The following is a 26,483-nucleotide window of genomic DNA, read 5'->3' on the forward strand; positions in this document are numbered from 1 at the left end:
TTTCACCTGTACAGACCAGCGCCGACCCCCGAACTCATCGCTGCGATGAGTGCTTTTCTAGGTGGTCTCGGCGGCCCTCTTGATCGAGGTGGCCTCCGTCTCGACGTACTGCTTGGTCAGCGACCGCGACATCAGCCAGCCGATCCCGGACAGCCAACCGGACACTCTCAGGGCGAGGGCGAGCCGGCTCCCGTCGGGATGCGGCTCGACGACGTGCGTGGCGGTGACGGTAACGCCGGACGACCTCGACTCCCAGGTGTACGACGACCCGTCGACCAGCTCGGTGACCGTCCACACCGCTGTGGGCAGCCGAGGCTGCTGCAACCGGGTCCGGGAGCCGACGGCCAGCGGTCCGGCGTCGAGACGCTCCACGGCTTCGACAGTCGGGATCCGCTCGGGCCAGCGCTCGACATCGACGATCACGGCCCACACCCGCTCGGGCGGGGCCGCGATGGTGATGGTGTGCCGCAGGCCCGGCATGCGCTGAGTGTACGACGGTCTTCTAGGGCCAGAGGGAGATGAGGACCTTGCCGGAGGTGTTGGAGTCGGTGGCGATGGCGAAGGCCTCGACGGCTTGTGCGGCCGGGAACTCGTGGGTGATGACCTGCTCGAGTCGCGAGTCGGCGTCCAGGAGCCGGACCGCCTGGTCGATCTCGTTGTTGAAGCGGAGCGTGCCGCGGAGCTGGAGCTCGCGGTTGACCAAGGGGGAGAGGTTCACGCCGCGCGGCTCGTTGGCCGGGATACCGACGAGGACCACGATCCCGCCCCGGCGAGCGGCCTCGAGCGCGGCGCTGATCGCCACCGGGACCGCGGTGCACTCCAGGACGACGTCGAAGTACGCCGAGGGGATCTCCTCGGTATCGACCTGGATGGTGCCGTGCACCCCGAGCTCCCGGGCTCGCCGCAGCGGACCCGGGAGGACGTCGGTCGACACCACTTCAGTCGCGCCCGCGGCCAGTGCGGCCGCGGCCGTAAGCAGGCCGATCGCGCCCGAGCCGGAGACGAGTACCCGCCGGCCTTCGACACCGCCGGCGATATGGAGGGCGTGGAGGGCGACGGCCAGCGGCTCAGCCAGGGCCGCGCGGCGCAACGGCAGCGTCGCGGGCAGGGCGCGGACCATATGCCTGCCCACGACGACGAACTCGCTCATCCCGCCCTGGGTATGCGGCCAGGTGGACGCACTGCCGAGGTAGGCGCCGTCCGGCCAGAGGTGCGGGCGATCCTCGATCCCCGGCTCCGGGGTACCGAAGGTGGCCGGATGGATCGTCACCGGCGTACCGGGGGCGAGCTCGCCGGACGGGTCGAGGTCGACCGTGCCCGAGAGCTCGTGCCCGGGGACCAGCGGCTCGCGCACGACGTACGAGCCATTGGCACCGTCGTGGTAGTAGTGCAGGTCCGAACCGCAGATCCCGCCGTACACCATCCGCAGCCGAACCTCGCCCGGCCCCGGAACCGGAGTGGCAAGCTCGGTCTCGACAAGCTGGAGCGTGCCCTGAATGACGATCGCCCGCATGTCTCTCCTTGGTCTGTCGGTGGCTCAGCGTTCGGGGCGGGCTTTGATTTGGATCAGGGTTTGCTGGCCGGTGGCGACGTGGGTCCGGTCGGTGCCGCGGATCGCGTAGACGTCGAGGTTGCAGACGGTCAGGGTGCGGCCGGACTTCAGGACCGTCCCGACCGCTTCCAGGTGATCGCCCTCGGCCGGCGCGAGCAGGTTGATCTTGTACTCGACCGTGAGTACCGAACTGTCCGGGCGGAAGACCGTGAAGGCCGCGTAGCCGCCGGCGCTGTCGGCGATCGCACTGGTCGCACCGGCGTGGAAGTAGCCGTGCTGCTGGGTGACCTCGGGACGGCTCGGCAGGACGATGTGGACCCGGCCCGGCCCGATGTGCGAGATGCGGGCGCCGAGGTGGTGCATCAGTCCTTGCCGGTCGAAGCTTTCCCTGACTTTGGTCTGGACCTCGGGCGCCGCCTCTTCCATGCGGGCGACAGTACTCGCGGTCAGGTCATGGGGAGTGTTGCTGCGGTGGGGAGGGTTGGTTTGGGGGAGCCGCCGTCGGGTTCGATGGTGAGGCCGAAGGCGATCGCGCCGGTGACGGAGCCGTTGACTACCTGGGTGAGGTCGCCGGAGGCCAGGCCGACGGAGTGGGCGGTCTTGTCCGGGTCGATCATCCACAGCTGCCACGTGCGGTCGTTCGGGAGCTTCGGGAGATCCCGCAGTACGACGACTGCCGAGTCCGCGCTCGCTGACGAGACGACGGTGGCCTGACCGCCGCCGTTGACCGGCCCGTGGACGGTCTGTGCGTCGGGCTGCGCGAGTACGGCGGCCACCCGCTCGTTGGCCTGGACCGCGGCGGTCTTGTCGCGGTACTGGTCGATCGCGATGCCACCGGTGCCCGCTACCGCGAGTGCGGCGGCGGCCAGTGCCAGGACGGATCGCCGGGTGTAGCGGCGGCGGTCCGGCGGTCCGACAGCGGTCTCGCCGGGGACCAGTGGCGGCAGCTGGCGGACGTGGTCGATCGCGGCGAGCACGTTCGCCTTGAGCGCGGGCGGCGGCGGGGCCGCGACCTGAGTGGCGAGCTTGACCGCGGCTCCACGCAGTTCGGCGACTTCGGTGGTGCAGAAGGTGCACTCGGCGAGATGCGCCTCGTACCGGTCCCGCTCGTCGATCGGCAGGGCGTCGAGGACGTAGGGGCCGGTGAGCGTGTGCACGTCTGGTTCTGTCATGGCGTCCGCCCCCCGTGGGTGGTTCCTAGGCAGTCGCGGAGACGGATCAGGCCGTCGCGCATTCTCGCCTTGATGGTCGGCAGTTTCGCCCCGAGGCGCTGGGCGACCTCGGGGTAGGTGTAACCGTTGTAATACGCCAGCTCGATCGACTCGCGCTGGAGCTCGGTCAGCGAGCCGAGGCACCGCCGGACCTGCTCGGCCTCGAGTCGCGTGGTCACGGTGTCGGAGACCTCGTCGAAGTCGACCTCCGCGGAGCGGATCCCGGCGAGCTCGGTGCGATCGGCCGCGGCCTGTTCGGAGCGGACCCGGTCGACCGCCCGCCGATGGGCGATGGTGAGGATCCAGGAGTGCGCGGAGCCGCGGTCGGCGTCGAACCTGGTCGCCGTGCGCCAGACGTCGATCATCACTTCCTGGGTCACCTCCTCGGACTGGGCGGGGTTGCGCAGGATCCGCCGGACCAGGCCGAATACCCAGGGGGTGACCCGGTCGTAGAGCGCACTGAAGGCGGCGACGTCACCGCTGGCGGTCAGGGCCAGCAGGTCGCCGTCCGTGACCTCGCCGGGTCGCTGGTGCGACCCGCCCGGCCAGGGCAGTGGGGTGTGCTCGTTCACGGTCAGTTCGCAGGTGGCATCAACACAGGGTCGATCAAGTACACCGTAGCGCTGGCGGTCCTGGACATGGCGTGTTCTCTTCCTGACGACGGTGCTGACACGTGTACTTCGGTGCCGTCGCGGTTGCGGATGGGCTTCCGTTGGGTGGAAGTTGGCGGTCTCCGCCGGGTGGTCCGGCTCCTAGCCTGAGCGGGTGACAGCAGAGCTCGCCAGCCAGCGGGTCATCAGCGAGGAGATCGAGAAGATCCACGCGGACGCTCGGTCCGACGATGTACAGCCGCGGCTCGACTTCCCGCCGTACCGGAGCACGTTGCTGCGGCATCCGACCAAGGAGCTCCGGCACGCCGATCCGGAGGGGGCGGAGCTGGTCGCGCCGGTGTTCGGGCAGTCCGACGTCGGCGTACTGGAGTCCGATCTGACCATCCAGCGCGACGGCGAGCCGATCGGCGAGCGCATCCTGGTGCGCGGCCGGCTCGTCGACGGCGAGGGGCGCGCGGTCCGGCGGCAACTCGTGGAGATCTGGCAGGCGAACGCGGCGGGCCGGTACGTGCACAAGGGCGACCAGCATCCGGCCCCGGTGGACCCGAACTTCACCGGAGTGGGCCGGTGCCTCACCGATGACGACGGCTGGTACTCGTTCACCACCATCAAGCCCGGACCGTACCCGTGGCGGAACCATCGCAACGCGTGGCGCCCGGCGCACATCCACTTCTCGCTGTTCGGCACCGACTTCACGCAGCGCCTGATCACCCAGATGTACTTCCCGGGTGACCCGCTGTTCGCCCTCGACCCGATCTACCAGTCCATCACCGATCCCCGGGTCCGCGAGCGGCTGGTCGCGACGTACGACCACAGCCTGTCCGAGCACGAACGGTTGCTCGGCTACCGCTGGGACATCGTCCTGACCGGCGGCCACGCCACCCTCATGGAGCGCGCGGATGACTGACCTCGCCGCGACCCCCGGCCAGACGGTCGGGCCTTTCTTCCACTACGCCCTGCCGTACCCGGGCGATCGAGAGCTGGTACGCCGGGGGACACCGGGCTCGGTGTGGTTGCACGGTTATGTGTACGACGGGGACGGCAACGGCATGCCGGACGCGCTGCTCGAGATCCGCCAGGCGGACGCTGCCGGAGTGGTGCCCGAGATCGAGGGGTCGATGCGCCGGGACGGTGCTCGGTTCACGGGGTGGGGGCGGAGTAACACCGACCCGACGGGTCACTACTGGTTCAGTACGGTCGAGCCGGGTCCCGTGCAGCCGGGTGCGGCGGCGTTCTTCGCGGTCACGTTCTTCGCTCGCGGGCTGCTGAACCGGCTGTTCACGCGGATCTATCTTCCGGGGTCGAGTGATGTGCTGCTGGACGGATTGGCTGCGGACGAGCGGTCGACGCTGATCGCCGTACGCGAGGAGGACGGGAGTCTGCGCTTCGACGTCCACCTGCAGGGGCCGCGTGAGACGGTGTTTCTGAGGTATTCGTGATGGCGTCGTTGCTCGAGCCAGGCTCACACCGCGCCGCGGGCGTGGTGGACGATGACGCGCTGGTGGAGGCGCTCGTTCGGGTCGAGGCCGCCTGGCTGCGGGTGCTTGGGCTTCCGGATGAGCTGAAGGCGGTCGAGCCGCCGGCAGCCGAGGTCGAGGCGGCTGGGAATCCTGTGCTGCCGTTGGTGAAGTCGTTGCAGGCCGAGGGGGTGCACCGCGGTCTGACCAGTCAGGACGTGCTCGACACGGCTCTCATGCTGCTAGCGCGCGAAGCTGTGACGCGCGTTGTCGGAGATCTTGATCGGGTGGCGGATTCCCTTGCTGGGTTGGCTTCTGAGCACCGTGCGTCGGTGATGGCCGGGCGGACGCTGACGCAGTACGCCGTGCCGGTGACCTTCGGACTCAAGGCCGCGCAGTGGCTCACCGGAGTGCTCGACGCCCGAGATGCCCTGCAGGCAGTCACCTTGCCGGTCCAATGCGGAGGCGCTGCCGGGACGTTGGCTCTCGTCGGCGAACTGCTGCCGGACCCGATCGCGGCCGTACGCGCGTTGGCCGCGGAGCTGGATCTTGTTGCGCCGGAGCTGAGTTGGCACACGCGTCGTACGCCGGTCACGCGGTTGGGTGATGCGCTCGTCGAGACGTGTGATGCGCTCGGGCATCTCGCGGGGGATGTGCTGCTGCTCGGGCGTCCTGAGGTCGGTGAAGTGCGGGACACCTCGGCGGGTGGGTCGTCGACGATGCCGCACAAGGAGAATCCTGTGCTGAGTGTGCTGGTTCGGAGTGCCGCCTTGCAGGCGCCGCAGCTGGGCGCGCAATTGCATCTGTGTGCTGCCGATAGCCAGGACGAACGGTCGCCGGGTGCTTGGCATGCGGAGTGGCCGGCTCTGCGTCGGTTGCTCGAACTCACGATCACGGCGTCGAGCCAGGCCGCCGATCTGGTCGGGGGTCTCGAAGTGAATGCAGAAGTGATGCGTCGTCGCGTGGAGTCGGTGGCAGCTGATCTGGTGAGTGAGCGCGGTACCTCCAGCGACCCCGCGTCGTACCTCGGTGCGACTGACGCCCTGATCGATCTCGCACTCGCCCGGTGGAGGAAGTCATGAGCTACGACGAGGGCATGGCGGTGCGGCGGGAGGTGCTGGGCGACGCGCATGTCGATCGAGCCGGGAGCGACTTCAGCAAGGACTTCCAGGACTTCATCACGCGGTATGCGTGGGGCGAGATCTGGACCCGCCCCGGACTGGATCGGCGGGCGCGCAGCATGATCACGCTGACCGCGCTGATCGCTCACGGCCATTGGTCCGAGCTCGAGCTCCACGTGCGCGCGGCGCTCCGCAACGGTCTGACGCGCGAGGAGATCGCCGAGGTGATCCTGCAGACCGCGATCTACTGCGGGGTCCCGGCCGCCAACCACGCCTTCGCAGTGGCGGACGCCGTACTGAAGGAGGAGGAGGGGTGACGCGCCGGCTCGGCCGTACGCAGGTCGGCATCGTGGGTGGTGGTCCCGCCGGCCTGATGCTCTCGCATCTGCTGCACGTCGCCGGCATCGAGTCGGTGGTGATCGAGATCCGCAGTCATGACGAGATCGAGCAGACGCCTCGTGCCGGCATCCTCGAGCGCGACAGTGTCCGGCTGCTGGTGGATTCGGGTGTCTCGGATCGCGTCCTGCGCGACGGACATGAGCACCAGGGGATCGACCTGCGCTTCGGCGGAGTCAGTCATCGCATCGACTTCCAGGGACTGGTCGGCGCGTCGACCTGGCTGTATCCGCAGACCGACGTCTTCCTCGACCTCGCCGCCGCCCGCGCACGCGACGGTGGCGATGTCCGGTACAGCGTTGTCGACACGCAGATTGTCGACATCACTACGGACCGGCCGGGGATGTTGTTCAGTGACGCGGACGGAGTCGAGCACGAGATCCGGTGTGACGTCCTGGTGGGTGCCGACGGTTCGCACAGCATGACCCGGTCCGCGGTGGCCGGTCGGCGGGAGTACTTCGGGCAGTATCCGTACGCCTGGTTCGGCATCCTGTGCGAGGCGCCGCCGAGTAACGACGTACTGATCTACACGCGCTCCGATCGTGGCTTCGCGCTGATCAGCCAGCGCACCGAGTCCGTGCAGCGGATGTACTTCCAGTGCTCGCCGGAGGAGTCCGTCGACGACTGGTCGGAGGACCGGATCTGGTCCGAGCTGCAGTCCCGGCTAGCCGGCGCGGACGGCTTCGCACTGCAGGAGGGCCGCATCTTCAGCAAGTCCGTCCTCCCCTTCCGTTCCTACGTCTGCGAACCCATCCGCCACGGCAACCTGTTCCTGGCCGGCGACGCCGCCCACACCGTGCCACCCACCGGCGCGAAGGGCCTCAACCTGGCGCTCGCCGACGTCCGGGTCCTCGCCGAGCTGCTGGAGCGCGCCGTACTCAAGAAGGACGACTCCGCACTCGACACCTACACCGAGCGCGCGCTGTCCCGGGTCTGGAAGGCGCAGTACTTCTCCACCTGGCTGACCACGTTGCTCCACACGCTCCCGGGTGCCTCGGACTTCGACGTACGCCGCCAACTGGCCGAGCTATCCGCGGTCGTGGACTCCGAACACGGCGCCGCCTTCCTCGCCGAGTCGTACACGGGCTGGCCGTCCTGACCGAACACAGGAGTCAAGCCATGCGGGTGAGGGCGGTCTCGGTGAGCTCGTATTGCAAGGCGGACCCGGCGGCGTGGCGCTCGATCTCGGCGGCGACGATGTCGCCCATCTCGAGGTAGCACTCGACCGTGCCGGCGGCGCGGTGCGGCGTGAGCAGGACGTTGGGCAGGCCTCGAAGCGGACTGTCGGTCGGCAGTGGTTCGTCATCGAAGACGTCCAGCGCGGCGTCGATCCGGCCGGTACGGAGCTCGGCGAGCAACGCGTCGGAGTCGACCAACCACGAGCGCGCGGTGTTGACCACGGCCGTGCCGGCGGACATCAGGGCCAGCTCGCGGGCGCCGATCATCTCCCGTGTCTCGGGCAGGGTCGGCGCGTGCAGAGCCACCACCCGGCTGGTCCGGAGCAAGTCGTCCAGGTCCACCCGCCGTACGCCGAGCTCGGCCGCGCGCTCGTCGCTCAGATAAGGGTCGTGGACGACGACCTCGGCGCCGAGGGCAACGATCATCGCGATGTACTCGACGCCCGTCCGGGAGGCGCCGACCACACCGATCCGGGAGCCGGTGACGCCGTGCTGGGCAGGCGCGTCGATGGATTCCTGCCAGGTCGCCCCGCGATGCAACGCGTGGTCGTACCGGTGGATCCGATGCAGCATGTTCAGCGTGAACGCCAACGAAACCTCGGCCACCGGACGCGCCATCGCCTGACCGGCCTGTGTGATCCGGACGCCGCGACGGAGCACCTCGTCAGTGACGAAATGCTTCACCGATGAGGCGCTGTGCGCGATCAGCCGCAGCCGATCCGCGTGATCCAGCACCTCGGCCGTGAGCGGCGTTGCGCCCCACGACGTAATGAGTACGTCGGAACCCGGCAGGCCGGCCATCAGCGCGCCGGGGTCCGTCGGATCATCGAGGACGGCGAGATCCCCGAGTGCCTCGAGCCGCGCGATACTCGCGGCCGAGAACACCATCTCCCGAAACGACGGCGTTGCCACCAGCAGCATGCGGAGCTTCTCAGTCACGGCAAGATCTTATGAACCGCATCGGGCCTACGGACGTTGAGGGGCCGCTCTGACGTCGCATAGCGTGAGGTGCTGATGGTGACATCTGCCGTGGTCAGGCCCGTCGTGATCGGCGCTGCCGCGACCGCTCTCGAATGCCTGTTGTCCGCCGAGCGTGGCAGCCGGCGGCTGGCTCGCGCTCCTGCCGGCCGCCGGCCTGCTGTCGTTGCTGTGGTCCTTCGGTCGCGATGCCTGGTAGCAACTCAGCGCGAGACGCTGATGTCGTCCAGCAGGAAGGTCGTCGGGGTTCCGTCATCCTCGGTGCTCGTCCAGGCCAGGGTGACGGTCCGGCCCCGGTACGGCGTGAGGTCGACAACCTGATCGCGGTACGACGGACCGCTCTGGGCAGCCGTGTAGGTGCGGACCACGTGACCGTCGACAGTCAACGTGAGGTCGTCAGGGGTGCTGACGTCCTCGCCGGCGACTCGCACCGCGAACCGCAGTGCGGGCTTGCCGAACGACGGGACGGTGACGCGCTGGCTCAGTGAGTCGGTGTGCGCAGTGCCGGTGCCGCCGAGCCAGGCATAGCCGAGGCCGTCGTGGCTGTACTGACCGTCCGCACGGATCACGTCGGTGGTCTGCGCCCAGCCACCGTCGCCGGCCTCGAAGTCACCGTTGACCACGCCGCGCGCACCCTGGCGGGTGCTGACGACCCAGCTGATCACGGTGTTGCCCCGAGCCTTGGTCGAGTCGGTCGCGGTCACCGTGACCGAGTAAGTGCCTGGCTGAGTCGGCCGGCCGTAGATGCTGTCGCTCGACGCGTCGAGCCGCAGACCCGTCGGCAGGCCGGTCGCGCTGAACCGGAGCGAGCGATGTCCGGAGTCCGTCGCGCGGGCCCGGAGCAGGACGACATCACCGACCGCACTGAATTGCTGCGCCGGCGCGGTGACCGTGATGTGGTTGCCCGTGGTCGGCGAGGTGAGATCGCGCGTGCCGTTCGGCGTACCGAGGCCGGTCGGGCCGTCCCAGCCGGTCTGCGCCGTACACAGTGGTGCGGGGGTGCAGGCGCCGTTGTTGCCTTGGACAACATCGTTGAGGTTGCCGGTGACGCCGTACGGATAGCTCGCCGGACGGGAGGCGGGGTCCGGGTCACCGGCAAGTGCGTAGATCGCGGCGACGATCGGAGCCGCCGCGCTGGTTCCGCCGTACACTGCCCAGCCGTCGCCGCCGGTGGTCTGGTAGACGGCGATACCGGTCGCGGGGTCGGCCACCGCGGACACGTCCGCGACCGCGCGCTGCGGGCAGACCGCGGCCGGGACGACCGACTGCCAGCTCGGCTTGGTCATCATGCTGGAGCACCCCGAACCGGTGCCGTTGCCCGGAAAGCTGTTCCAGACCGTCTCGGTCCAGCCGCGCGCCGAGTCGTCCTTGGTCAGCGTCGTACCGCCGACCGCGGTGGTGGCTTCGGAGCTCGCGGGATAGGAGACCCCGGCGTCGTAGTCGCTGTCGCCGGTCGAGGCCGCGTAGACGACACCGCGCTGGTTGAAGTAGGTGCTGTCGAGTTTTGCGAGGTCGGCGGACTCCGGTCCACCCCAGCTCAGCGAGACGAACTTGGCGCCGAGCCGGTTGGCGGTCTCGACCGCCTTCAGCAGGTCGTCGCTGGCGGAGTTCGCCTCGATCAGCGTGATGCCGCAGTGCGGGCAGACCGCCGACACCGCGTCGAGGTCCAGCGAGATCTCGCCCGACCACGAGCGCGAGGGGGCTGGCAGCGGGCTGGACAGGCCGTCCTGGTTGAGCTTCTGGAAGCAGCCGTTCTCCGTCGTACAGGCCGGCAGCCCGAACTGCTTGCGGTACTCGGCCAGGTCCGCCTCGGCGGTCGGGTCGTCGTACGCGTCGACGATGTAGACACGCTGACCCTGACCGGCCGATGCCGAAGGCAACTTGTACGCCGACTGGAGGTCCGCCGGACCGTACCCGGCGGGCGCACCAGCGACCCGGGTCCGGAAGCCGAGATCGGCACGTCGTTGCGCGAAGCACGTGAAGTGTCCCGGCTCGACCTTCTGGTCGCAGCTGGCCACGACCTTCGGGGACTCCTGGACGTCCGCGGCCGCCACCGTGGTGGTGGCACCGACCAGGACGAGGGCCAGCGGGATCGCCAACCGGCGCAGTGAGATCACAGGTGTACTCCGATGATTCGAGAGTGGATCGGCGTCACGCCGGGACGACGGTGGTCTGCCGCCAGCTCTGGCCGGCATCGTGGGTCACCCAGAGCTGCGTATCCGGGGTGTACGCCGCATCGCGCTCGACGAGCCACGCGGTCGTGCCGGACTGGAAGACCAGGTCGTGGATGTGCTCGCTGTTCTCCAGCCAGTTCTGATCGACGCGCCACGACTTCGACAGCGTCGGGCGGTTGTAGACCAGGCTCGCGGTGACGGTGGTCAGCATGACCGCACCGTCGGGGGCGACCGCCAGTTGGCTGGCCAGGCCGAGTCCGCCGGGGATGGCGTCGTACCGGAAGGTCTTGCCGCCGTCCCCGGAGACGAGGAGCGTTTTGTCGGAGTGGCCGCGGCCGTAGTTCGCCATGCAGAGGGCGAAGACCCGGCCCGGGCCGTTCGTGGCGAGGTCGGTGATGGTGGCGTCCTCGGGGTCGGCGCAGGTCACCGGGCTGGTCGACCGGATCGTGCCGTTGAGCAGTGTGGAAAGCCGACCTGAACCGATGAACGGTGCGGCCAGGAAGTCGACGGTCGACCCTTCGGCATCGATGCTGACGTGGTCGTCGGCCGCCACGGCGAGGTCGAGCTGCTTCCAGCCGGTCGACTTGCCGGCCGGTGCGCGCCAGACCTTCAGCGGGCGGTCGTCGCAGATGCCGGTCCCGATCGCACAGCCGGACGTGACGACGTAGGTACCGTCCGGGGCGGCCAGCAGGTTGAGGATCTTGGCGTCACCGCCGGGCACCGGAACCTGGGTCCAGGTCCGGCCGCCGTCCCGGGTGACCTCGAGGAACGGGTCGTAGGCCCAGCCGAACTTCTGGTTCGCGAACTGCAGGCTGGTCAGCCCGGGCTCGCCGCTCTTGGCCAGCCCGTTGTGCGTCCGGCCGGCGGTGGTCCAGGTCTTGCCGCCGTCGTGGGTGGCCTTGACCTCGGCCGGACAGGCCGTCGTACCGCAGGCGACGCCGCCGAGCAGGTAGCCGTCGGTCTGCGTGGGCCAGACGATCGACTGCGGTGAGAACGCCGGCTCAGTGGGTTGAGCGGTCGCGGCGCCCGAGCCAACCAGGATGGCGGTGACCACGGTGCCCACCAAGGCAATCGCTGAACGACCAGCATGTAAACGCACAGTTCACTCCTCGGACAACGACGTTTCCTCGGGACACGCTAAGCCCTGACCGAGCCTGCGCGGCGCCGGATCCGGCCAAACGCCGATTGCGGCCAACTACCCTCGATCCGTGGCTGATTGGGAAGCGGTGGGGCTGTCTGCTCTGGACTCGCAGGTGTACCGGCAGTTGTTGCGTGATCCGGGGGTTCCGGTGGCACAGCTGAGCGAGGCGGTGGAGGAGCCGGAGGCAACGGTCGAGGCCGCGGTCGGGCGGCTGATCGCGGTCGGACTGGTGCGCAGCGGCTCGGAGGCTGCGCCGGCGCCGGTCGACCCGCGCTCCGGGCTCGGCATGCTGGTGCGCGAACGGCGGGCGGCGCTGGACGGTGTCGCCGCGATGACCGACCAGCTGGCCCGGGAGTTCAGTGCCGGCCAGTTGCAGGCCGAGCCGAGCCGCTTGATCGAGATCGCGGTCGGCCGGGACGCGATCGAGGCGCGGATCGACGACATGTTGCGTGGGGCAACCGAACAGGCGGTCGGCACCGACACCCCGCCGTACGTCGCCGACGGCAGCCACCAGGTGTCCGGCGCCGAGCTGGCCCTGCTGGATCGCGGTGTCCGGTTCCGGGCGATCTACGCGGCCGAGGTGCTGGACCATCCCGGCTGGGTCGAGCGGCTGGGGTCGATGGCCCAGCGTGGCGAACAGGCTCGCGTGCTCCCGCAGGTCCCGGTGAAGTTGCTGATCGTCGACGGCCGGACCGCGATACTCCCGCTGGCCGGTGACGGACCGTCGACGCCGGGTCAGGCGCGTGCCGTGGTGGTCACAGACTCCGCGCTGACCAATGCGCTGCAGGCTTTGTTCGACCAGCTGTGGGGCCAGGCCACGCCGCTCCGACTGGCCGAGCCGGCCACCGCCCATCCCGACGCGACGCTGATCAACCTGCTGGCCAGCGGCATGAAGGACGAGGCGATCGCCCGCCAGTTGGGCGTCAGCGGCCGGACCTTGCGCCGCCGGATCGCCCAGGTCCAGGAGCAACTCGGCGCCACCAGCCGCTTCCAAGCCGGCCTCCAAGCCGGCCGTCGCGGGTGGGAGTGAGGCGCTCCGTCAGGACGACGCTCCGGATCTGACGACGACCAGATGCAGGCCCAGTGTGACGGCGAGGACGACGGCTGCGACGCCGAGCAGGCCGCTCGGTGCGGTCCCGGCAGCCAGCGCGACCCCGCCGAGTCCACTACCGAGCGCCGAACCGAGCGAGATCGCGCTGCCGTTGAGGGCCATCACGATCGCGGCGGACTCCGGGGCGAGACCGCCGAGGCGGACCTGCTGCGGTACGGCGGCGCCGCCGTTGCCGACGCCCTGGGCGAAGAACCAGATCAGGGCGGTCACCGCGACGACGGTGGCCGAGGCGATCATCAGGCCGGCCATGCCGAGGATCGAGTTCAGCAGCAGAACACTCAGGACGACGGTGAGCACCCGCGGTGCCGAGAAGCGGTCGGCCAGCCGGCCGGTGATCGCATTGCCCACCGCGCTCGCGACGCCGTACCCGAACAGCATCGCGATGATCATCCATCCGGCCGGGAAGGACGGGCCGAGGATCAGGACGGCGTACGTGAAGCAGGTGAAGCTGCCGCAGAGGATGCCGGTGGTGACGAGCAGCGCGCCGAGCAGCCGGGGCCGCCCGAGCGGGCGTAGCTGATCGGCAAGCCGGCTCGCCGGGAGATGCCGGCGGGGGAGGCCGCGCAGGATGCCGGCCAGGGCCATCGTGCCCATCACGGCGACCAGGATCATCGGGAGGCGCCAGCTGGACTGCCCGATCAGCAGGCCGACCGGTACGCCGAGTGCGGTCGCGGTCAGCAACCCGCCGAGCACGAACGACAACGCCTTACCACGATGCCGGACCGGAGTCACCGCGATCACGTACCCACTGACGGCGGCGTACAGGAGGCAGCCGCCGAGCGCCGCCACCACCCGGCCGCCGAACGCGATCGGGTAGTTCGTGGCGAGCCCCACGATCAGGTTGCCGAGCGCGAAGACGGCGAGCGCCGCGGCGATCGTCGTACGGCGCTCCCACCGCGAAGTCAGCGTCCCGAGCACCGGCCCGGCGAAGGCCGCGGTCAGCGCGAAGGCGGACATCAACTGGCCCGCGGCCGCCGCGCTCACGTGCAGGTCCGCGGCGACGGCCCGCAGCAACCCGGTCAGGACGTACCCGTCGATTCCCATCGAGAACGTCGCCACCGCCAGCCAGACCAGCGGCCGGTACGAGAACTCCTGCTCCTCAACGGTCCCCGCGGCGCACGTGTTCGTCACTCGGCGGCGACTTTTGCGGCGGTGGAGGAGCGGGAGACGATCAGGTGGAGGGTGACGGTGATGGCGAGGATGACGGCCGAGACGCCGAGCAGGCTGTCGGCCGCGGAGCCGGCGGCCAGTGCGGCACCACCGAGACCACTACCCAGCGCGGAGCCCAGTGAGATCGCGCTGCCGTTCAGGGCGATCACGATCGTCGCGGAGTCCGGAGCCATCGAGGCGAGGCGGGCTTGTTGCGGGACGGCCGCGCCGCCGTTGCCGACGCCCGCGGTGAAGAACCACAGCAGCCCGCAGACCGCGGCGAGGGTGAGCGGGAAGAGTGACAGTGCGACCATGCCGACGATCGCGTTCAGCAGCAGTCCGGAGATGACGACCGTCAGCACGCGGATCGCGGAGAAGCGGTCGGTGAGGCGGCCCGTGACCGCGTTCCCCAGCATGCTCGCGACGCCGTACCCGAACATGATCGTGATCATCATCCACTCGGCGTGGAAGTGCGGGCCGAGGATCAGGGTGGCGTAGGTGAAGCAGGCGTAGCTGCTGCACAGGATGCCGGTCGTGACCAGCAGGCCGGCGAGCAGCCGCGGTTGACGCAGCGGGCGCAGCCGGTCGACGAGGGTTCCACCAGGAAGATGCAGCTTCGGGAGCTTGAGCAGGATGCCCACCAGGGCGACGGTCCCGACCACGGCGACCATGATCATCGGGAACCGCCAGCTGGACTGCCCGATCACCAGGCCGATGGGCACCCCGAGCGCGGTCGCGGCCATCCACCCGCCGAGCACGAACGACAACGCCTTGCCGCGATGCCGCTCCGGCGTGAGCGCGATCGCGTACCCGGTGACGGCGGCGTTGAGCAGGCAGGCGCCCAGCGCCGCCACGACCCGGCCGGCGATCGCGACCGAGTAGAGCGTCGCGAGTCCGACGATCAGGTTCCCGGCGATGAAGACGGCGAGCGACAGGGCGATCGTCGTACGGCGCTCCCAGCGCGAGGTCACCGTTCCGAGCACCGGCCCCGCGAGCGCCGCGGTCAGCGCGAACACGGACATCAACTGTCCGGCGGCCGCCGCGCTGACGCGCAGGTCCGCGGCGATCGCAGGCAGTAGCCCCGCCAGGACATACCCGTCGATTCCGGTCGAGAACAGCGCGACCGCCAACCACAGCAACGGCCGGTACGACATCTTCTGCTCATCCGTCGCGCCGGCCGCGCGTATTTCCGTCATGACCTTATCGAACCCTGACCGGGCCACGCACGGCAAGAGGAAAGTGAGCAAAGTTGTCGCCAGCAGCTGCTCCTTGTGCAGCTGCGGTCAACTCTTACGGCGGCTGGATGCCGTAGTCGTGGATCTTGCGGTAGATCGTGGCCCGGGACATCCCGAGCGATTTCGCCGCCCGGCCCTTGTGGCCGTCGTTGGTGATCAGGCTGCGGACGATCGCGTCGCGTTCGAGCGCCTCGAGCTGACTGAGGCTGCGCCGGCTCGTCGACTGGACGCGAGCCGGCAGGTCGGCCGGCGTGATCACGCCGGTACGACGTCGCCGCAGGACGACCTGCTTCAGGATGTGACACAGCTCTGCGGTGTTCCCCGGCCACGACGAGCGCATCAGCTGCTGCATCGACTCCGGCGAGCAGGTCAGCTCACCGTGGCTCATCTGGTTGAGGAAGTGCGGCACCAGGTCCCGGACGTCCTCGATGTGGTGCCGCAGCGGTGGCACCTCGACGGTGAGTGGGAACAACGCCAGCAGGTCCGCGAGGTCCGCGGCCTCCTCGTCGTCACCGGTGACCGTGAGTGCGATCCAGGGCGTCGCCGATGGCCGGCGTTCCTGCAGGGCGTACAAGGACCCGATGGCTGCGTCCACGCCGGCGGCATCGAGTCGCTCGGCGTGCCGGATGACCAGCGCATGCAGGGAGTCGTCGGCCAGCTCGGCCTCCAGCTCCGCGCTGAAGCCGGCGCCCGAGATGGCGACGTCGACCACATGGAACAGGCCGCCGGGGTTGTTCTGGTGGTGTGCGGCGCGCGCGAGAGCGACCTTGCCCACGCCGCGCTCGCCGGTGAGGACGACCCATTGCCCGGCCCGGCACGCGTTGTCGACCTCGCGGCTGCTGCCGAGCCAGGGGGCACTCCGGCCGACCAGCCCCGGCAGCACCGGCCGGGACGGCGGGCGGTGCACGGAGCCCGGCGTCGGCCCGTCCAATCGGGCACTCAGCGCACTGACCTGGATGATCCCGGCTGCCTCGTCGTGCCGGCCGACGATGACCGGCCGGCAGGTGATCCTGGCCCAGCCGCCGGTGGGCAGCTCCACCACCACCGCCTCGGAATCGCCGCGCTCCAGCAGCTCGGCGGCGTGGCCGAGCACCGCGCGCTGGTCGGCGGCATCCAGCGACTGCCGGGCGTTGGCATTCATCAGCAGGACGTCGTCGTCGACGGCGAGCACCATGTCGCCGAGCCGCCGGACACTCTGCTTGTACGCGCGCAACAGCGCCAGCTCCCGCGTGGAGCTGTCGGTCAGCATCGCCTCTCGAATGTTGTCGGCCGTGATCTTCGCGAGCGCGATCAGTAGCGAGCCGGCGTCCTTGCGCCAGCAGGTCAGGTCGATGGCCCCGACGGTCTTGCCGGTGACCGGGTGCTTGATCGGTACGCCGGCGCACGCGAGGTCCTCGAGATCCTCGGCGTAGTGCTCATGACCGAAGACGTGCATCGGACCGCCGCCTTCGAGTGCGGTCCCGATCCCGTTCGTCCCGGCGAACTGCTCGGCGTAGCTGAAGCCAGGCGCCAGGAACACCTTGTCGAGGTGCCGGCTCAGCTCGGCGTCCGCGGTCAAACGTTCGAGTACCATCCCCGTCCGGTCGGTGAGGATGATGCTGATCGGCTGGCCGTCCAGATTCTGGTGCAACTGCTGCAGCACCGGACGGGCGCTGCGAGTCAACGGCAGGTCGAGATCCGGGTCCGCGACGTAGGGCAGCGTGATCCGGTCGGCCGGCAGGTTCCATCGCCGCGATCGCACCCAGGACGCAAGGATCGGCGGCCGGACGTCCTGCGGGCGCACGGGATCGAGGGTGAGGAAGTTCAGCCGGGCCGTGGCGGCCCGCACGCTGTCGTCCGTCGCAGCGAGTTCGTCCACGGAGCCTCCTGAGGCCAGGCAGGCACGGCACGGCAGGGATTCGCGCGGCCCCACCCGGTCATCGCACTTCGAGCCTAATACAGCCAGACGCAAGCGATGTCTCAGATTGAGACGACCGGCGGCCGCTGACGGGCGTGTGATTGAAGTGGTGACCTGTGGAGGTTCCGATGGACAACGATGTCTTGGGCCAGGAGTCGTACAACCCGTGGACCATCGTGAATGTCGTCTTCGAACATCTGGCCGACGTGGGACTTCATCCCGTCCTCGGGGCCACCGGGCACCCGGGCGAACCGGCCGCGGAACTCCTGCGCTGCCTGGGTATTCAGCCCGATCCACAAGGCGACCAGCGCCTCGTCCAGCAGAAACAGGACCGCCTCGCGGAGCTCCGGGAGGCGATGTTCGGCGAGCCGTGACCGCCATCTCAATTTGAGACCTCAGTCACATCGCAGCAGCGATGTACTGCAAGAACAGTCGGCCAGTCGAGCGGGAGGAGTGCCATGAGTCGCCAGAGTGTGGCGAAGGCCCACCAGAAGATCCAGGAGCTGTCCTGGGAGCCGGCGTACCACGAGCCGGTCTCTCAGTACGGAACCGACTACACGTTCCAGAAAGCGCAGAAGAAAGACCCGCTGAAGCAGGTTCTGCGCTCGTACTTCCCGATGCAGGAGGAGAAGGACCACCGGGTGTACGGCGCCTCGGACGGCGCGATCCGCGGAAACATGTTCCGCCAGGTGCAGGAGCGCTGGCTGGAATGGCAGAAGCTCTTCCTGAGCATCATCCCGCTGCCGGAGATTTCGGCCGCCCGCGCGATGCCGCTGCTGTTCCGGACCGTCCCGAACCCCGAGCTCCACAACGGCCAGGCGATCCAGATGATCGACGAGGTACGGCACTCGACGATCCAGCAGAACCTCAAGCGCCTCTACATGAACAACTACATCGACCCGGCGGGCTTCAACTCCAGCCTACGGAACTTCCAGAGCGACTACTGCGGCACCATCGGCCGGCAGTTCGCCGAGGGGTTCATCACCGGTGACGCGATCACGGCGGCCAGTATCTACCTGACCATCGTCGCCGAGACGGCGTTCACCAACACCCTGTTCGTCGCGATGCCGGCCGAGGCGGCCGCGAACGGCGACTACCTGCTACCGACGGTGTTCCACTCGGTGCAGTCCGACGAGTCCCGGCACATCAGCAACGGGTACGCGACCCTGCTGATGGCACTCGCCGACGAGGGCAACCACCAGCTGCTCGCCCGCGACCTGCGCTACGCGTGGTGGAACAACCACCGGGTCGTCGACGCCGCGATCGGTACCTTCATCGAGTACGGCACCAAGGACCGCCGCAAGGACCGCGAGAGCTACGCCGAGATGTGGCGTCGCTGGATCTACGACGACTACTACCGCAGCTACCTGGTGCCGCTGGAGAAGTACGGTCTGGAGATCCCGCACGACCTCATCGAGGAGTCCTGGAACCAGATCTGGAACAAGGGCTACGTGCACGAGGTCGCCCAGTTCTTCGCCACCGGCTGGCTCGCCAACTACTGGCGGATCGACCCGATGACGGACAAGGACTTCGAGTGGTTCGAGTACAAGTACCCGGGCTGGTACGACAAGTACGGCAAGTGGTGGGAGAACTACAACCGGCTCGCAACCCCGAACGGGCACAAGCCGATCGTCTTCGAGGACGTCGACTACGAGTACCCGCACCGCTGCTGGACCTGCATGGTCCCGTGCCTGGTCCGCGAGGACATGGTGATGGCCAAGGTCGACGGCCAGTGGCGCACGTACTGCCACGAGATGTGCAAGTGGACCGACGAGACGGCCTTCCGGCCGACGTACCAGGGCCGGCAGACGCCGAACATGGGCAAGCTGATCGGTCACCGCGAGTGGGAGACCCTCTACCACGGCTGGAACTGGGCCGACGTGGTCTCGGACATGGGCTTCGTCCGTGACGACGGCAAGACGATGGTCGCGCAGCCGCATCTGGATCTGAACCCGGACAAGATGTGGACGCTGGACCACCTGCGTAAGTGCCCGCCGCTGGCGAGCCCGAACGTGTTGCTGAACGAGATGACCGACGACGAGCGGACCGCGTTCGCCGCCCGCTACGTCAAGGGCGGGCCTGCCGGCCGCGCCCCCGTGGACGCCTGATCGCGTCCTGTCATGGCTGAGAAGCATGTTGTGAGGTTCGAGCCCGTAGGCATCGAGATCGAGGTCGACGAGGACCAGACGATCCTGCGGGCCGCGGCCGAGCAGGGCGTGATGCTCATGCACGGCTGCAAGGAGGGACAGTGCGCGTCCTGCAAGTCGTTCGTCCTCGACGGTGAGGACATCGAGCTGGACCGCTACTCGACCTTCGCGCTGCCGGACTACGAGCTGGACGAGGGTTACACCCTGCTCTGCCGTGCGCACGCGTACGAGGACCTCACGATCGAGCTGCTCAACTACGACGAGGAGATGATCCGTTCCGGCCTGCCGATCCAGGAACGTACCGCCGAGGTCGTCGCGATCACGGCGGTCACCCACGACCTGCGCCACCTGGTGCTTGAGCTCTCCGAGCCTGGCGAGCTGAAGTTCTTTCCCGGGCAGTACGTCGACATCGCGGTACCGGGAGCCGAGGCCAGCCGCTCGTTCTCGATGGCGAACACCACCAGCCGGGAGACCGGCCGGCTGGAATTCGTCATCAGGGTCTACCCGGGCGGCCTGTTCTCGGAGCACCTGGATCAGCGGCTGGAAGTCGGCCACCAGTTGAACCTGACCGGACCGTTCGGGGTGTTCACCCTCCGGGACAACCCGGACGCCCGGTTGGTCTTCCTCGGCGGCGGGGCCGGCATGGCGCCGATCCTGTCGCTGCTGCGGTCGATGGCCGAGCGGGGTATCGACCGGCCGACGACGTTCTACTACGGTGCCCGCACGCAGCGGGACCTGTGTTTCGAAGACGAGCTTCGCGGGCTCGAACAGACACTGCCGCGATTCCGGTTCGTGCCGGCCCTGTCCGAGGACGAATGGGACGGCGAGGTCGGCCTGATCACCGATGTCGTGCGCCGCAACGAGCCGAACCTGACCGGAGCCGACGCCTACGTCTGTGGCCCACCACCGATGGTCGAGGCCGCGATCCCGATGCTCGAAGGACTGGGCGTCGTGACGAAGCACATCTACTACGACAAGTTCACCACGACCGGCGACGCCGGCGACTCGAAGGTGCTGGAGGCAGAGAGCCGATGACCACCACACAAGACTCCACGACCGGGGGCAAGTTCGAACGCAGCGTGCCGAAGCCGGTCTTCACCGACGCCGAAGCCGGCGCCCGCGAGTTCCCGGACTCGACGTCGCGGCGGTACAACTACTACCAGCCGCAGAAGCGCAAGCAGAGCCACTACGAAGACGTCACCGTCGAGGTCCAGCCGGATCCGCGGCACTACCTCACCCAGGGCTGGCTCTACGGGTTCGCCGACGGGCGCGGCGGGTATCCGCTGGACTGGACCGTGCTGAAGGCGTGGGGCTCGGACACGCCCTCGCCCGAGCGCGGACCGGGCACCGGCGGCATGCTCGTCAAGGACTGGCCGGCCACCGGCTGGCACGAGTTCCGGGACCCGAACGAGGAGTGGGAGCTCACGCTCTACCGCTACAACTCCAACGTCGTCCGTCAGGTCAACCAGAACATCGAGGCCGCCCGGCAGTCGAAGGCCTTCGAGCAGTGGAACACCAACTGGGTCCGCTTCGTCGAGCAGCACATCGGCGCCTGGATGCACGTCGACCACGGCCTCGGCCTCTACCTGTACGCGAACGCGAACCGCCGTGCACCGACGAACATGCACAACAACGCGATCTCGGTGAACAGCATGCACCGGATCCGCGCCGCCCAGGACCTCGCGCTGTACAACCTGACCCTGTCCGAGGAGATCGACGGCTTCGACGGCGGCGCCCACCTGGAGACGTGGAAGTCCGACCCGACCTGGCAGGGCGTGCGCGACGTCGCCGAGCGGCTGACCGCGATCGACGACTGGTGCGAGGCGATCTTCGCCGCGAACATCGTGTTCGAGCCGCTCGTCGGTGAACTGTTCCGCAGCCAGCTGGTCCAGCAGGCCGCTCCGCGCAATGGCGACTTCGTCACCCCGACCGTGATCGGCGCCGCCGAGTACGACTTCGCCGAGCGCGACCTGCGCTACACGACGGCGATGTTCGAGCTGCTCACCAACGACCGCGAGTTCGCCGACCACAACAAGCCGATCATGCAGGACTGGGCCTCGGAATGGACCTCGCTCGCCCTGACCGCGGCCCGCACGATGCAGCCGCTGTGGTCCCTGCCGGATGCGAAACCGCCACGGTTCGAGGACGGCCTCGACCGAGCTAAGAGCCGGTTCAGCGGCATCGTCACCTCGCTGGGCCTCGAAGAACCGAAGGAGTTGGCACTGTGACCACGCTCAAGGCAGTCCACGAGAGCCCCTTCAAGTCCGACAGCACCGCGTCCAACCGGGCCGGCTTCACGCTGATGAACAACCAGGTCGGCGCGGTCGTCGCCGAGGTGATGAGTCACAAGGACAACGTGACCGTGACGCCGCTGCCGTCGATGATCCGGGTCGACGCGACCGGCCGGATGGACGTCGTGTACGACCAGATCTCCGAGGCTCTCGGTGAGGAGCCCGGCTACTTCGACCAGGCCGAGTTCGAGGAGAACATGTCGACGCACTACGGCCGGATGATCCACACCGACGACCGGACGATCCTGGTCGCCAATCCCGAGGACGCGGCCGAGTACCTCGGCTTCGACCTGACTGCTACCAAGTAAGGGGGTCCGGACGTGTACGAGAAGAACGGCGAGAAGTACTACGTGGTCGACAGCCACATGCACTTCTGGGACGCGGCACCCGACAACTGGGTGCCGGGTGCGGAGCAGTACGCGAAGGGCTGGATCGAGTGTTTCCACGCCTACCAGAGTCTCGCGCCCAAAGAGACCCACTGGACGATCGAGAAGTTCATGAAGTACTCCGAGGACGACCTGATGAAGGACGTCTTCGAGGACGGCTACGTGGACGTCGCAGTGTTCCAGCCGACCTATCTGAAGGAGTGGTACAAGGAGGGCTTCAACACCACCGAGCGGAACGCCGCACTGGGTGAGAAGCACCCCGGCATGTTCGTCCACAACACCCGGTTCGACCCGCGGGACGGCGACCCCGGGCTGGAGGACCTGAAGCGCAACGTCGACCGGTACGGCTCGCGCGGCGTCAAGCTCTACACCGCCGAGTGGAACTCCGGGTCGCGTGGCTACAAGCTCACCGACCCCGCGGCGTACACCTACCTGGCGAAGGCCCAGGAGCTCGGGATCAAGAACATCCACGTCCACAAGGGCCCCACGATCTGGCCGCTGGACAAGGACGCGTTCGACGTCTCCGATGTCGACCACGCCGCGACGGACTTCCCCGAACTCAACTTCATCGTCGAGCACGTCGGGCTGCCGCGGATCGAGGACTTCTGCTTCATGGCGACGCAGGAGCCCAACGTGTACGCCGGTCTGTCCGTCGTCATCGGCGGCCTGATGCACGCCCGGCCGCGGTTCTTCGCCAAGGTGATGGGGGAGCTGCTGTTCTGGGTCGGCGAGGACAAGATGACCTTCGGCAGCGACTATGGCATCTGGGAACCGAAGTGGCAGGTCGAGGGGTTCGTCGACTGGGAGTTCCCCGAGGGTGACGAGTTCTCCGACTACCCGCGGCTCGGGGTCGAGGGCAAGAAGAAGATCCTCGGGCTGAACGCGGCCAAGCTGTACGACCTGAAGGTGCCCGACGAATACCAGCTCAAGGAGGCAGAACCCGCCGCGCAGGACGACGCCAAGCTGGTCACGCAGTAATGACAGCTGTGGTGACGGAACGGTCCAGGGTGGTGCTCGCCGCCCTGGACGCGGTCCGGGACCCGGAGCTGGACGAGCCGATTACGACGCTGGGGTTCGTGTCCACCTGTGTGGTGTCGGCGGCGGGTGACGTGGTCGTCCGGCTGCGCCTGCCGACGTACTTCTGCGCACCCAATTTCGCCTTCCTGATGGTCGCCGACGCGTACGACGTGGTCTCCGCGCTGCCCGCCGTACGCGCCGTCGATGTCGCCCTGGTGGACCACTTCGCCGCCGACCAGATCAACGCCGGCGTCGCGGCCCGGGCCGGGTTCGTGGCCTCGTTCGCGGGTGAGGCCGAGGACGAGCTGGACGAGCTGCGCCGGACCTTCGTGTCCAAGGCGGTCCTGGCCGGCACCGATCAGGTGTGCCGGCCGTTGATTGCCTCGGGCATGGATCCCGCGGAGCTGGCCGGCCTGACGCTGGGCGACGTACCACCGTCGGACGAGCTGGAGCGGTTGCGCCGGCGGCGGGCCGAGCTCGGCCTGCGCGCAGACCTGGCGGCGCCGCTGCTCCTGGACCCCGGCACCGGTGACGCGATCACCGGTGCCGGGGCGCCTAAGTATCTGGGCAAGGCACGCCTCACCCGGACCGGGATCGAGGCCAACACCGGTATCTGTAGGGGAATGCTGCGGCACCGGTACGCCGAGACCGGGGCCGGCGAGGAGGGATCGGGATGAAGGCGGTTCGACTGCACGGGTACCACCAGCAGCCAGTGGTCGAGGACGTACCGGAACCGGTCGTCAAGGGTCCGCTGGACGTGATCGTCAAGATCGGCGGCGCCGGCGTGTGCCGCACCGATCTGCACATCATCGAGGGTCAGTGGGCCGAGGCCATGCACCCGACCCTGCCCTACACGATCGGCCACGAGAACGCCGGCTGGGTGCACGAGGTCGGCTCGGCCGTGACCAATGTCCAGGTCGGCGACACCGTCATCCTGCACCCGACCCCGACCTGCGGACTCTGCCAGGCCTGCCGGGCCGGCAACGACATGCATTGCGCGAACAGCACGTTCCCCGGTCTCGACAGTGACGGCGGGATGGCGGAGTACCTCCTCACGTCCGCACGCGCCTGCGTGAAGCTCGACCCGACGACCCGGCCAGAGGATGTCGCTGCACTCGCCGACGCCGGGATCACGGCGTACCACGCGGTCCGCAAGGCGATTCCGCTGCTGCCGCCCGGTACGACGTGTGTGGTGATCGGCGCGGGCGGGCTCGGCCACATCGGGGTCCAGTGCCTCGCCGCACTGACCGCGACCCGGATCATCGTGGTCGACCGCAACCCCGAGGCGCTGAAGCTGGCCGAGCAGCTCGGTGCCGATCAGACAGTGGTTGCTGATGGCAAGCAAGTCGCCACCGTGCTCGAGCTCACCGGTGGCGCCGGGGCGAACGTCGTACTCGATTTCGTCGCGGAGCAAGGTGCCGAGCAGGACGGCTTCGCGATGACGGCGCCGGCCGGTTCGTACTTCGTCATCGGGTACGGCGGCCAGGTCCAGATCCCGACCCTCGACATCATCTCCACCGAACGCAACATCGTCGGCAACATCGTCGGCACGTTCAACGAACTGACCGAGCTGATGGCGCTCGCCCAGGCCGGCAAGGTCACCCTGCACACCCGCACGTATCCGCTCGACGCGGCCGCCGAGGCGGTCGCCGATCTCGACGCCGGCCGGGTCCGGGGCCGCGCGATCCTCGTTCCGTAGGTTTCTTGACAGGTACTAGACGACCGGGAGGGCACTCATGGCCAAGGAACTGCGATTCGGTGAGCAGGCGCGGATGCTGATGCTGTCCGGTGTCGACCAGCTGGCCGAGGCGGTGAAGTCGACTCTGGGCCCGAAGGGGCGCAACGTCATCCTGGAGAAGATCACCGGCTCGCCGGTGGTCACCAACGACGGCGTCACCATCGCCCGGGAGATCTTCCTCAAGGACCAGTTCGAGAACATGGGTGCCCAGCTGGTCAAGGAAGCCGCGATCAAGACCAACGACATCGTCGGCGACGGCACCACCACGGCGACCGTGATCGCGCACGCGATCGTGCGCGAAGGCATGCAGGCGATCGGGACCGGCGGCAACCCGGTGCTGGTCAAGCGCGGGATCGACGTCGCCGTCGCGAAGCTGGTCGAGCGGCTCCGCGAGGTCGCGCACCCGGTCGCCACCGAGCTCGACTTCGCCCGGGTGGCGGCGATCTCGGCGAACGACGACGACCTGGTCGGAGCGGTGATCGCGAAGGCCCTGCACACCGTCGGGGACGGCGGGATCGTGACGGTCGAGGAGTCGTCCGCGCACGGGATGAGCGTCGACTTCCTGGAGGGATTCGAGTTCGACAACGGCTACCTGTCGCCGTATATGGTGACCGACCCGGGCAGCCTGCAGGCGGTCCTCGACGATCCCTACATCCTGTTGTGCAGCGAGAAGATCACCAAGGTCCAGGAGGTCATGCCGCTGCTGGACAAGATCATGCGCGAACCGCGGCCGCTGGTGATCATCGCGGAGAACCTCGAGGGGACCGCGCTCAGCATGCTGGTGCACAACCACGTGAACGGGCTGTTCCAGTGTGTCGCCGTCAAGGCACCGGGCTTCGGTGACCGGCGGCTGCACAAGCTGGAGGACATCGCGGCGATCACCGGCGGCGCGGTCTACAGCCGGCACTCCGGTTTCACGCTCGAGACGATGACGCTGGCCCAGCTCGGCCGTGCGGACCAGGTCCGGGTCACGGCGGACCGGACGGCGATCGTCGCCGGGACCGGTCACGAGCAGGACGTCGCGTTCCGGATCACTCAGCTGCGGGCCGAGCTGGAGCGTGCCACCTTCGGTGTCGACGAGGACGTCCTCACCGAGCGGATCGGCGCCTTGTCCGGCAAGGTCGCGGTCATCCGGGTCGGTGCGCCGACCCCGGCCGAGCTCAAGGAACTGCAACACCGGGTCGAGGACGCGTTGTCGGCGACTCGGGCCGCGATGGCCGAGGGCATCGTGGCCGGTGGCGGTATGGCACTCCTGCATGCCGCGTCGGCTCTCGACGATCTCGACGTCAAGGGCGACTACCAGACCGGGGTCGAGATCGTCCGGCGGGCGCTGCGTGAGCCGGCGTACCTGATCGCGGCGAACGCGGGCTACAACGGCGCGGAGGTGCTGGAGCGGACCTCCCAGCTCGGTGTCGACGACGGCTTCGACGCGCTCGAAGGCCGCTACGGCAACATGCTCGAGATGGGCATCATCGATCCGCTCCGGGTCGCTCGCTCGGCCCTCCAGAACGGCGCCTCGGTGGCCGGTCTGCTGCTCACCACGAACACCCTGATCGCCGAGGAACAGACGCCGTGGGGCGGCAGCGCTGCCCTGATGACCGAGTACGGCGCCTTGGACGAAGGCCTGCACCAACCGTCACCCGACTCCAGCACCCCGCAATCGCTCGGTCTGGGCCCCTCCGTCGGCTGACAC

At 68.6% G+C, this 26,483-nt stretch carries 26 protein-coding genes; 15 read left to right on the forward strand and 11 right to left on the reverse strand.

The genetic code is table 11. The features are described from left to right. Positions 1-57: 57 nt before the first annotated feature. From AB0E63_RS00905 to sigK, 5 genes are read right to left on the reverse strand one after another with little or no spacing between them, the layout of a single operon-like run. A complete protein-coding gene (locus AB0E63_RS00905; protein ID WP_360359269.1) occupies positions 58-480 on the reverse strand; it encodes an SRPBCC family protein in 423 nt (140 codons plus the stop codon). Between the two features lie 22 nt (positions 481-502). Further along, the gene (locus AB0E63_RS00910) at positions 503-1,513 is read right to left on the reverse strand and encodes a zinc-binding dehydrogenase (RefSeq protein WP_360359272.1); all 1,011 of its coding nucleotides are present in this window, start codon (positions 1,511-1,513) and stop codon (positions 503-505) included. Positions 1,514-1,537: 24 nt separating this feature from the next. Then, positions 1,538-1,978, reverse strand: a complete 441-nt coding sequence (locus tag AB0E63_RS00915) for a PaaI family thioesterase (protein WP_360359275.1) — start codon at positions 1,976-1,978, stop codon at positions 1,538-1,540. A gap of 20 nt (positions 1,979-1,998) precedes the next feature. Further along, positions 1,999-2,724 carry an anti-sigma factor gene (locus AB0E63_RS00920; protein WP_360359278.1) on the reverse strand — a complete coding sequence of 242 codons (726 nt, stop codon included), beginning with the start codon at positions 2,722-2,724 and terminating at the stop codon, positions 1,999-2,001. Beyond that, positions 2,721-3,335: an ECF RNA polymerase sigma factor SigK gene (gene sigK, locus AB0E63_RS00925; RefSeq protein WP_360359281.1), complete on the reverse strand. Its 615-nt coding sequence runs from the start codon at positions 3,333-3,335 to the stop codon at positions 2,721-2,723. Before sigK ends, AB0E63_RS00920 begins: the two co-directional genes overlap by 4 nt. A gap of 193 nt (positions 3,336-3,528) precedes the next feature. Between sigK and pcaH the strand changes: the two genes are divergently transcribed. Genes pcaH through AB0E63_RS00950 form a run of 5 tightly spaced genes read left to right on the forward strand, consistent with a single transcriptional unit; the run spans position 3,529 to position 7,447 of the window. Beyond that, positions 3,529-4,281, forward strand: coding sequence for a protocatechuate 3,4-dioxygenase subunit beta (pcaH, locus tag AB0E63_RS00930; RefSeq protein WP_360359284.1), 753 nt, complete (start codon positions 3,529-3,531; stop codon positions 4,279-4,281). Then, positions 4,274-4,813 carry a protocatechuate 3,4-dioxygenase subunit alpha gene (gene pcaG, locus AB0E63_RS00935; protein WP_360359287.1) on the forward strand — a complete coding sequence of 180 codons (540 nt, stop codon included), beginning with the start codon at positions 4,274-4,276 and terminating at the stop codon, positions 4,811-4,813. Before pcaH ends, pcaG begins: the two co-directional genes overlap by 8 nt. Then, positions 4,813-5,913 (forward strand): lyase family protein, encoded by a 1,101-nt coding sequence (locus AB0E63_RS00940; RefSeq protein ID WP_360359290.1) that lies wholly within the window; start codon positions 4,813-4,815, stop codon positions 5,911-5,913. The genes pcaG and AB0E63_RS00940 overlap by 1 nt, the downstream gene beginning before the upstream one ends. After that, positions 5,898-6,269, forward strand: coding sequence for a 4-carboxymuconolactone decarboxylase (pcaC, locus tag AB0E63_RS00945; RefSeq protein ID WP_360359293.1), 372 nt, complete (start codon positions 5,898-5,900; stop codon positions 6,267-6,269). Before AB0E63_RS00940 ends, pcaC begins: the two co-directional genes overlap by 16 nt. Continuing rightward, positions 6,266-7,447: a 4-hydroxybenzoate 3-monooxygenase gene (locus AB0E63_RS00950; protein WP_360359296.1), complete on the forward strand. Its 1,182-nt coding sequence runs from the start codon at positions 6,266-6,268 to the stop codon at positions 7,445-7,447. Before pcaC ends, AB0E63_RS00950 begins: the two co-directional genes overlap by 4 nt. 13 nt (positions 7,448-7,460) lie before the next feature. On the opposite strand, the gene AB0E63_RS00955 is transcribed toward AB0E63_RS00950, so the two are convergent. From AB0E63_RS00955 to AB0E63_RS00965, 3 genes are all read right to left on the reverse strand, one after another. After that, positions 7,461-8,465, reverse strand: coding sequence for a hydroxyacid dehydrogenase (locus AB0E63_RS00955; RefSeq protein ID WP_360359299.1), 1,005 nt, complete (start codon positions 8,463-8,465; stop codon positions 7,461-7,463). Between the two features lie 242 nt (positions 8,466-8,707). Then, on the reverse strand, positions 8,708-10,621 hold the full coding sequence (locus tag AB0E63_RS00960) for a putative Ig domain-containing protein (protein WP_360359302.1): 1,914 nt from the start codon (positions 10,619-10,621) through the stop codon (positions 8,708-8,710). Positions 10,622-10,655: 34 nt separating this feature from the next. Then, positions 10,656-11,732, reverse strand: coding sequence for a hypothetical protein (locus tag AB0E63_RS00965; protein ID WP_360359305.1), 1,077 nt, complete (start codon positions 11,730-11,732; stop codon positions 10,656-10,658). 154 nt (positions 11,733-11,886) lie between these two features. Here AB0E63_RS00965 and AB0E63_RS00970 point away from each other — a divergent pair, with 154 nt between their 5' ends. After that, positions 11,887-12,849 carry a helix-turn-helix domain-containing protein gene (locus AB0E63_RS00970; protein WP_360359307.1) on the forward strand — a complete coding sequence of 321 codons (963 nt, stop codon included), beginning with the start codon at positions 11,887-11,889 and terminating at the stop codon, positions 12,847-12,849. A gap of 9 nt (positions 12,850-12,858) precedes the next feature. Here AB0E63_RS00970 and AB0E63_RS00975 read toward each other — a convergent pair whose 3' ends face one another. From AB0E63_RS00975 to AB0E63_RS00985, 3 genes are all read right to left on the reverse strand, one after another. Further along, the gene (locus tag AB0E63_RS00975; protein WP_360359310.1) at positions 12,859-14,061 is read right to left on the reverse strand and encodes an MFS transporter; all 1,203 of its coding nucleotides are present in this window, start codon (positions 14,059-14,061) and stop codon (positions 12,859-12,861) included. After that, positions 14,058-15,275 carry an MFS transporter gene (locus tag AB0E63_RS00980; protein ID WP_360359313.1) on the reverse strand — a complete coding sequence of 406 codons (1,218 nt, stop codon included), beginning with the start codon at positions 15,273-15,275 and terminating at the stop codon, positions 14,058-14,060. The genes AB0E63_RS00975 and AB0E63_RS00980 overlap by 4 nt, the downstream gene beginning before the upstream one ends. 94 nt (positions 15,276-15,369) lie before the next feature. Next, positions 15,370-17,172, reverse strand: a complete 1,803-nt coding sequence (locus AB0E63_RS00985; protein WP_360359316.1) for a GAF domain-containing protein — start codon at positions 17,170-17,172, stop codon at positions 15,370-15,372. 167 nt (positions 17,173-17,339) lie between these two features. Between AB0E63_RS00985 and AB0E63_RS00990 the strand changes: the two genes are divergently transcribed. The 9 genes from AB0E63_RS00990 (at position 17,340) to groL (ending at position 26,480) form a co-directional block, all read left to right on the forward strand. After that, on the forward strand, positions 17,340-17,585 hold the full coding sequence (locus AB0E63_RS00990; RefSeq protein ID WP_360359319.1) for a hypothetical protein: 246 nt from the start codon (positions 17,340-17,342) through the stop codon (positions 17,583-17,585). A gap of 84 nt (positions 17,586-17,669) precedes the next feature. Continuing rightward, positions 17,670-19,319 (forward strand): hypothetical protein, encoded by a 1,650-nt coding sequence (locus AB0E63_RS00995; RefSeq protein WP_360359322.1) that lies wholly within the window; start codon positions 17,670-17,672, stop codon positions 19,317-19,319. A gap of 12 nt (positions 19,320-19,331) precedes the next feature. After that, the gene (locus AB0E63_RS01000; RefSeq protein WP_360359325.1) at positions 19,332-20,393 is read left to right on the forward strand and encodes a 2Fe-2S iron-sulfur cluster binding domain-containing protein; all 1,062 of its coding nucleotides are present in this window, start codon (positions 19,332-19,334) and stop codon (positions 20,391-20,393) included. Next, positions 20,390-21,586, forward strand: coding sequence for a hypothetical protein (locus AB0E63_RS01005; RefSeq protein WP_360359327.1), 1,197 nt, complete (start codon positions 20,390-20,392; stop codon positions 21,584-21,586). Before AB0E63_RS01000 ends, AB0E63_RS01005 begins: the two co-directional genes overlap by 4 nt. Beyond that, positions 21,583-21,957, forward strand: coding sequence for a propane 2-monooxygenase effector subunit MimD (gene mimD / locus AB0E63_RS01010; protein WP_360359330.1), 375 nt, complete (start codon positions 21,583-21,585; stop codon positions 21,955-21,957). The genes AB0E63_RS01005 and mimD overlap by 4 nt, the downstream gene beginning before the upstream one ends. A gap of 12 nt (positions 21,958-21,969) precedes the next feature. After that, positions 21,970-23,013, forward strand: a complete 1,044-nt coding sequence (locus AB0E63_RS01015) for an amidohydrolase family protein (RefSeq protein WP_360359332.1) — start codon at positions 21,970-21,972, stop codon at positions 23,011-23,013. 11 nt (positions 23,014-23,024) lie between these two features. Further along, positions 23,025-23,729: an iron-sulfur cluster assembly protein gene (locus AB0E63_RS01020; protein WP_360359335.1), complete on the forward strand. Its 705-nt coding sequence runs from the start codon at positions 23,025-23,027 to the stop codon at positions 23,727-23,729. After that, positions 23,726-24,751, forward strand: a complete 1,026-nt coding sequence (locus tag AB0E63_RS01025; protein WP_360359338.1) for an NAD(P)-dependent alcohol dehydrogenase — start codon at positions 23,726-23,728, stop codon at positions 24,749-24,751. The genes AB0E63_RS01020 and AB0E63_RS01025 overlap by 4 nt, the downstream gene beginning before the upstream one ends. 37 nt (positions 24,752-24,788) lie before the next feature. Continuing rightward, positions 24,789-26,480: a chaperonin GroEL gene (gene groL, locus AB0E63_RS01030; protein WP_360359341.1), complete on the forward strand. Its 1,692-nt coding sequence runs from the start codon at positions 24,789-24,791 to the stop codon at positions 26,478-26,480. Positions 26,481-26,483 lie beyond the last annotated feature (3 nt).

The organism is Kribbella sp. NPDC026596 (assembly GCF_040638415.1).
Lineage (GTDB): Bacteria > Actinomycetota > Actinomycetes > Propionibacteriales > Kribbellaceae > Kribbella.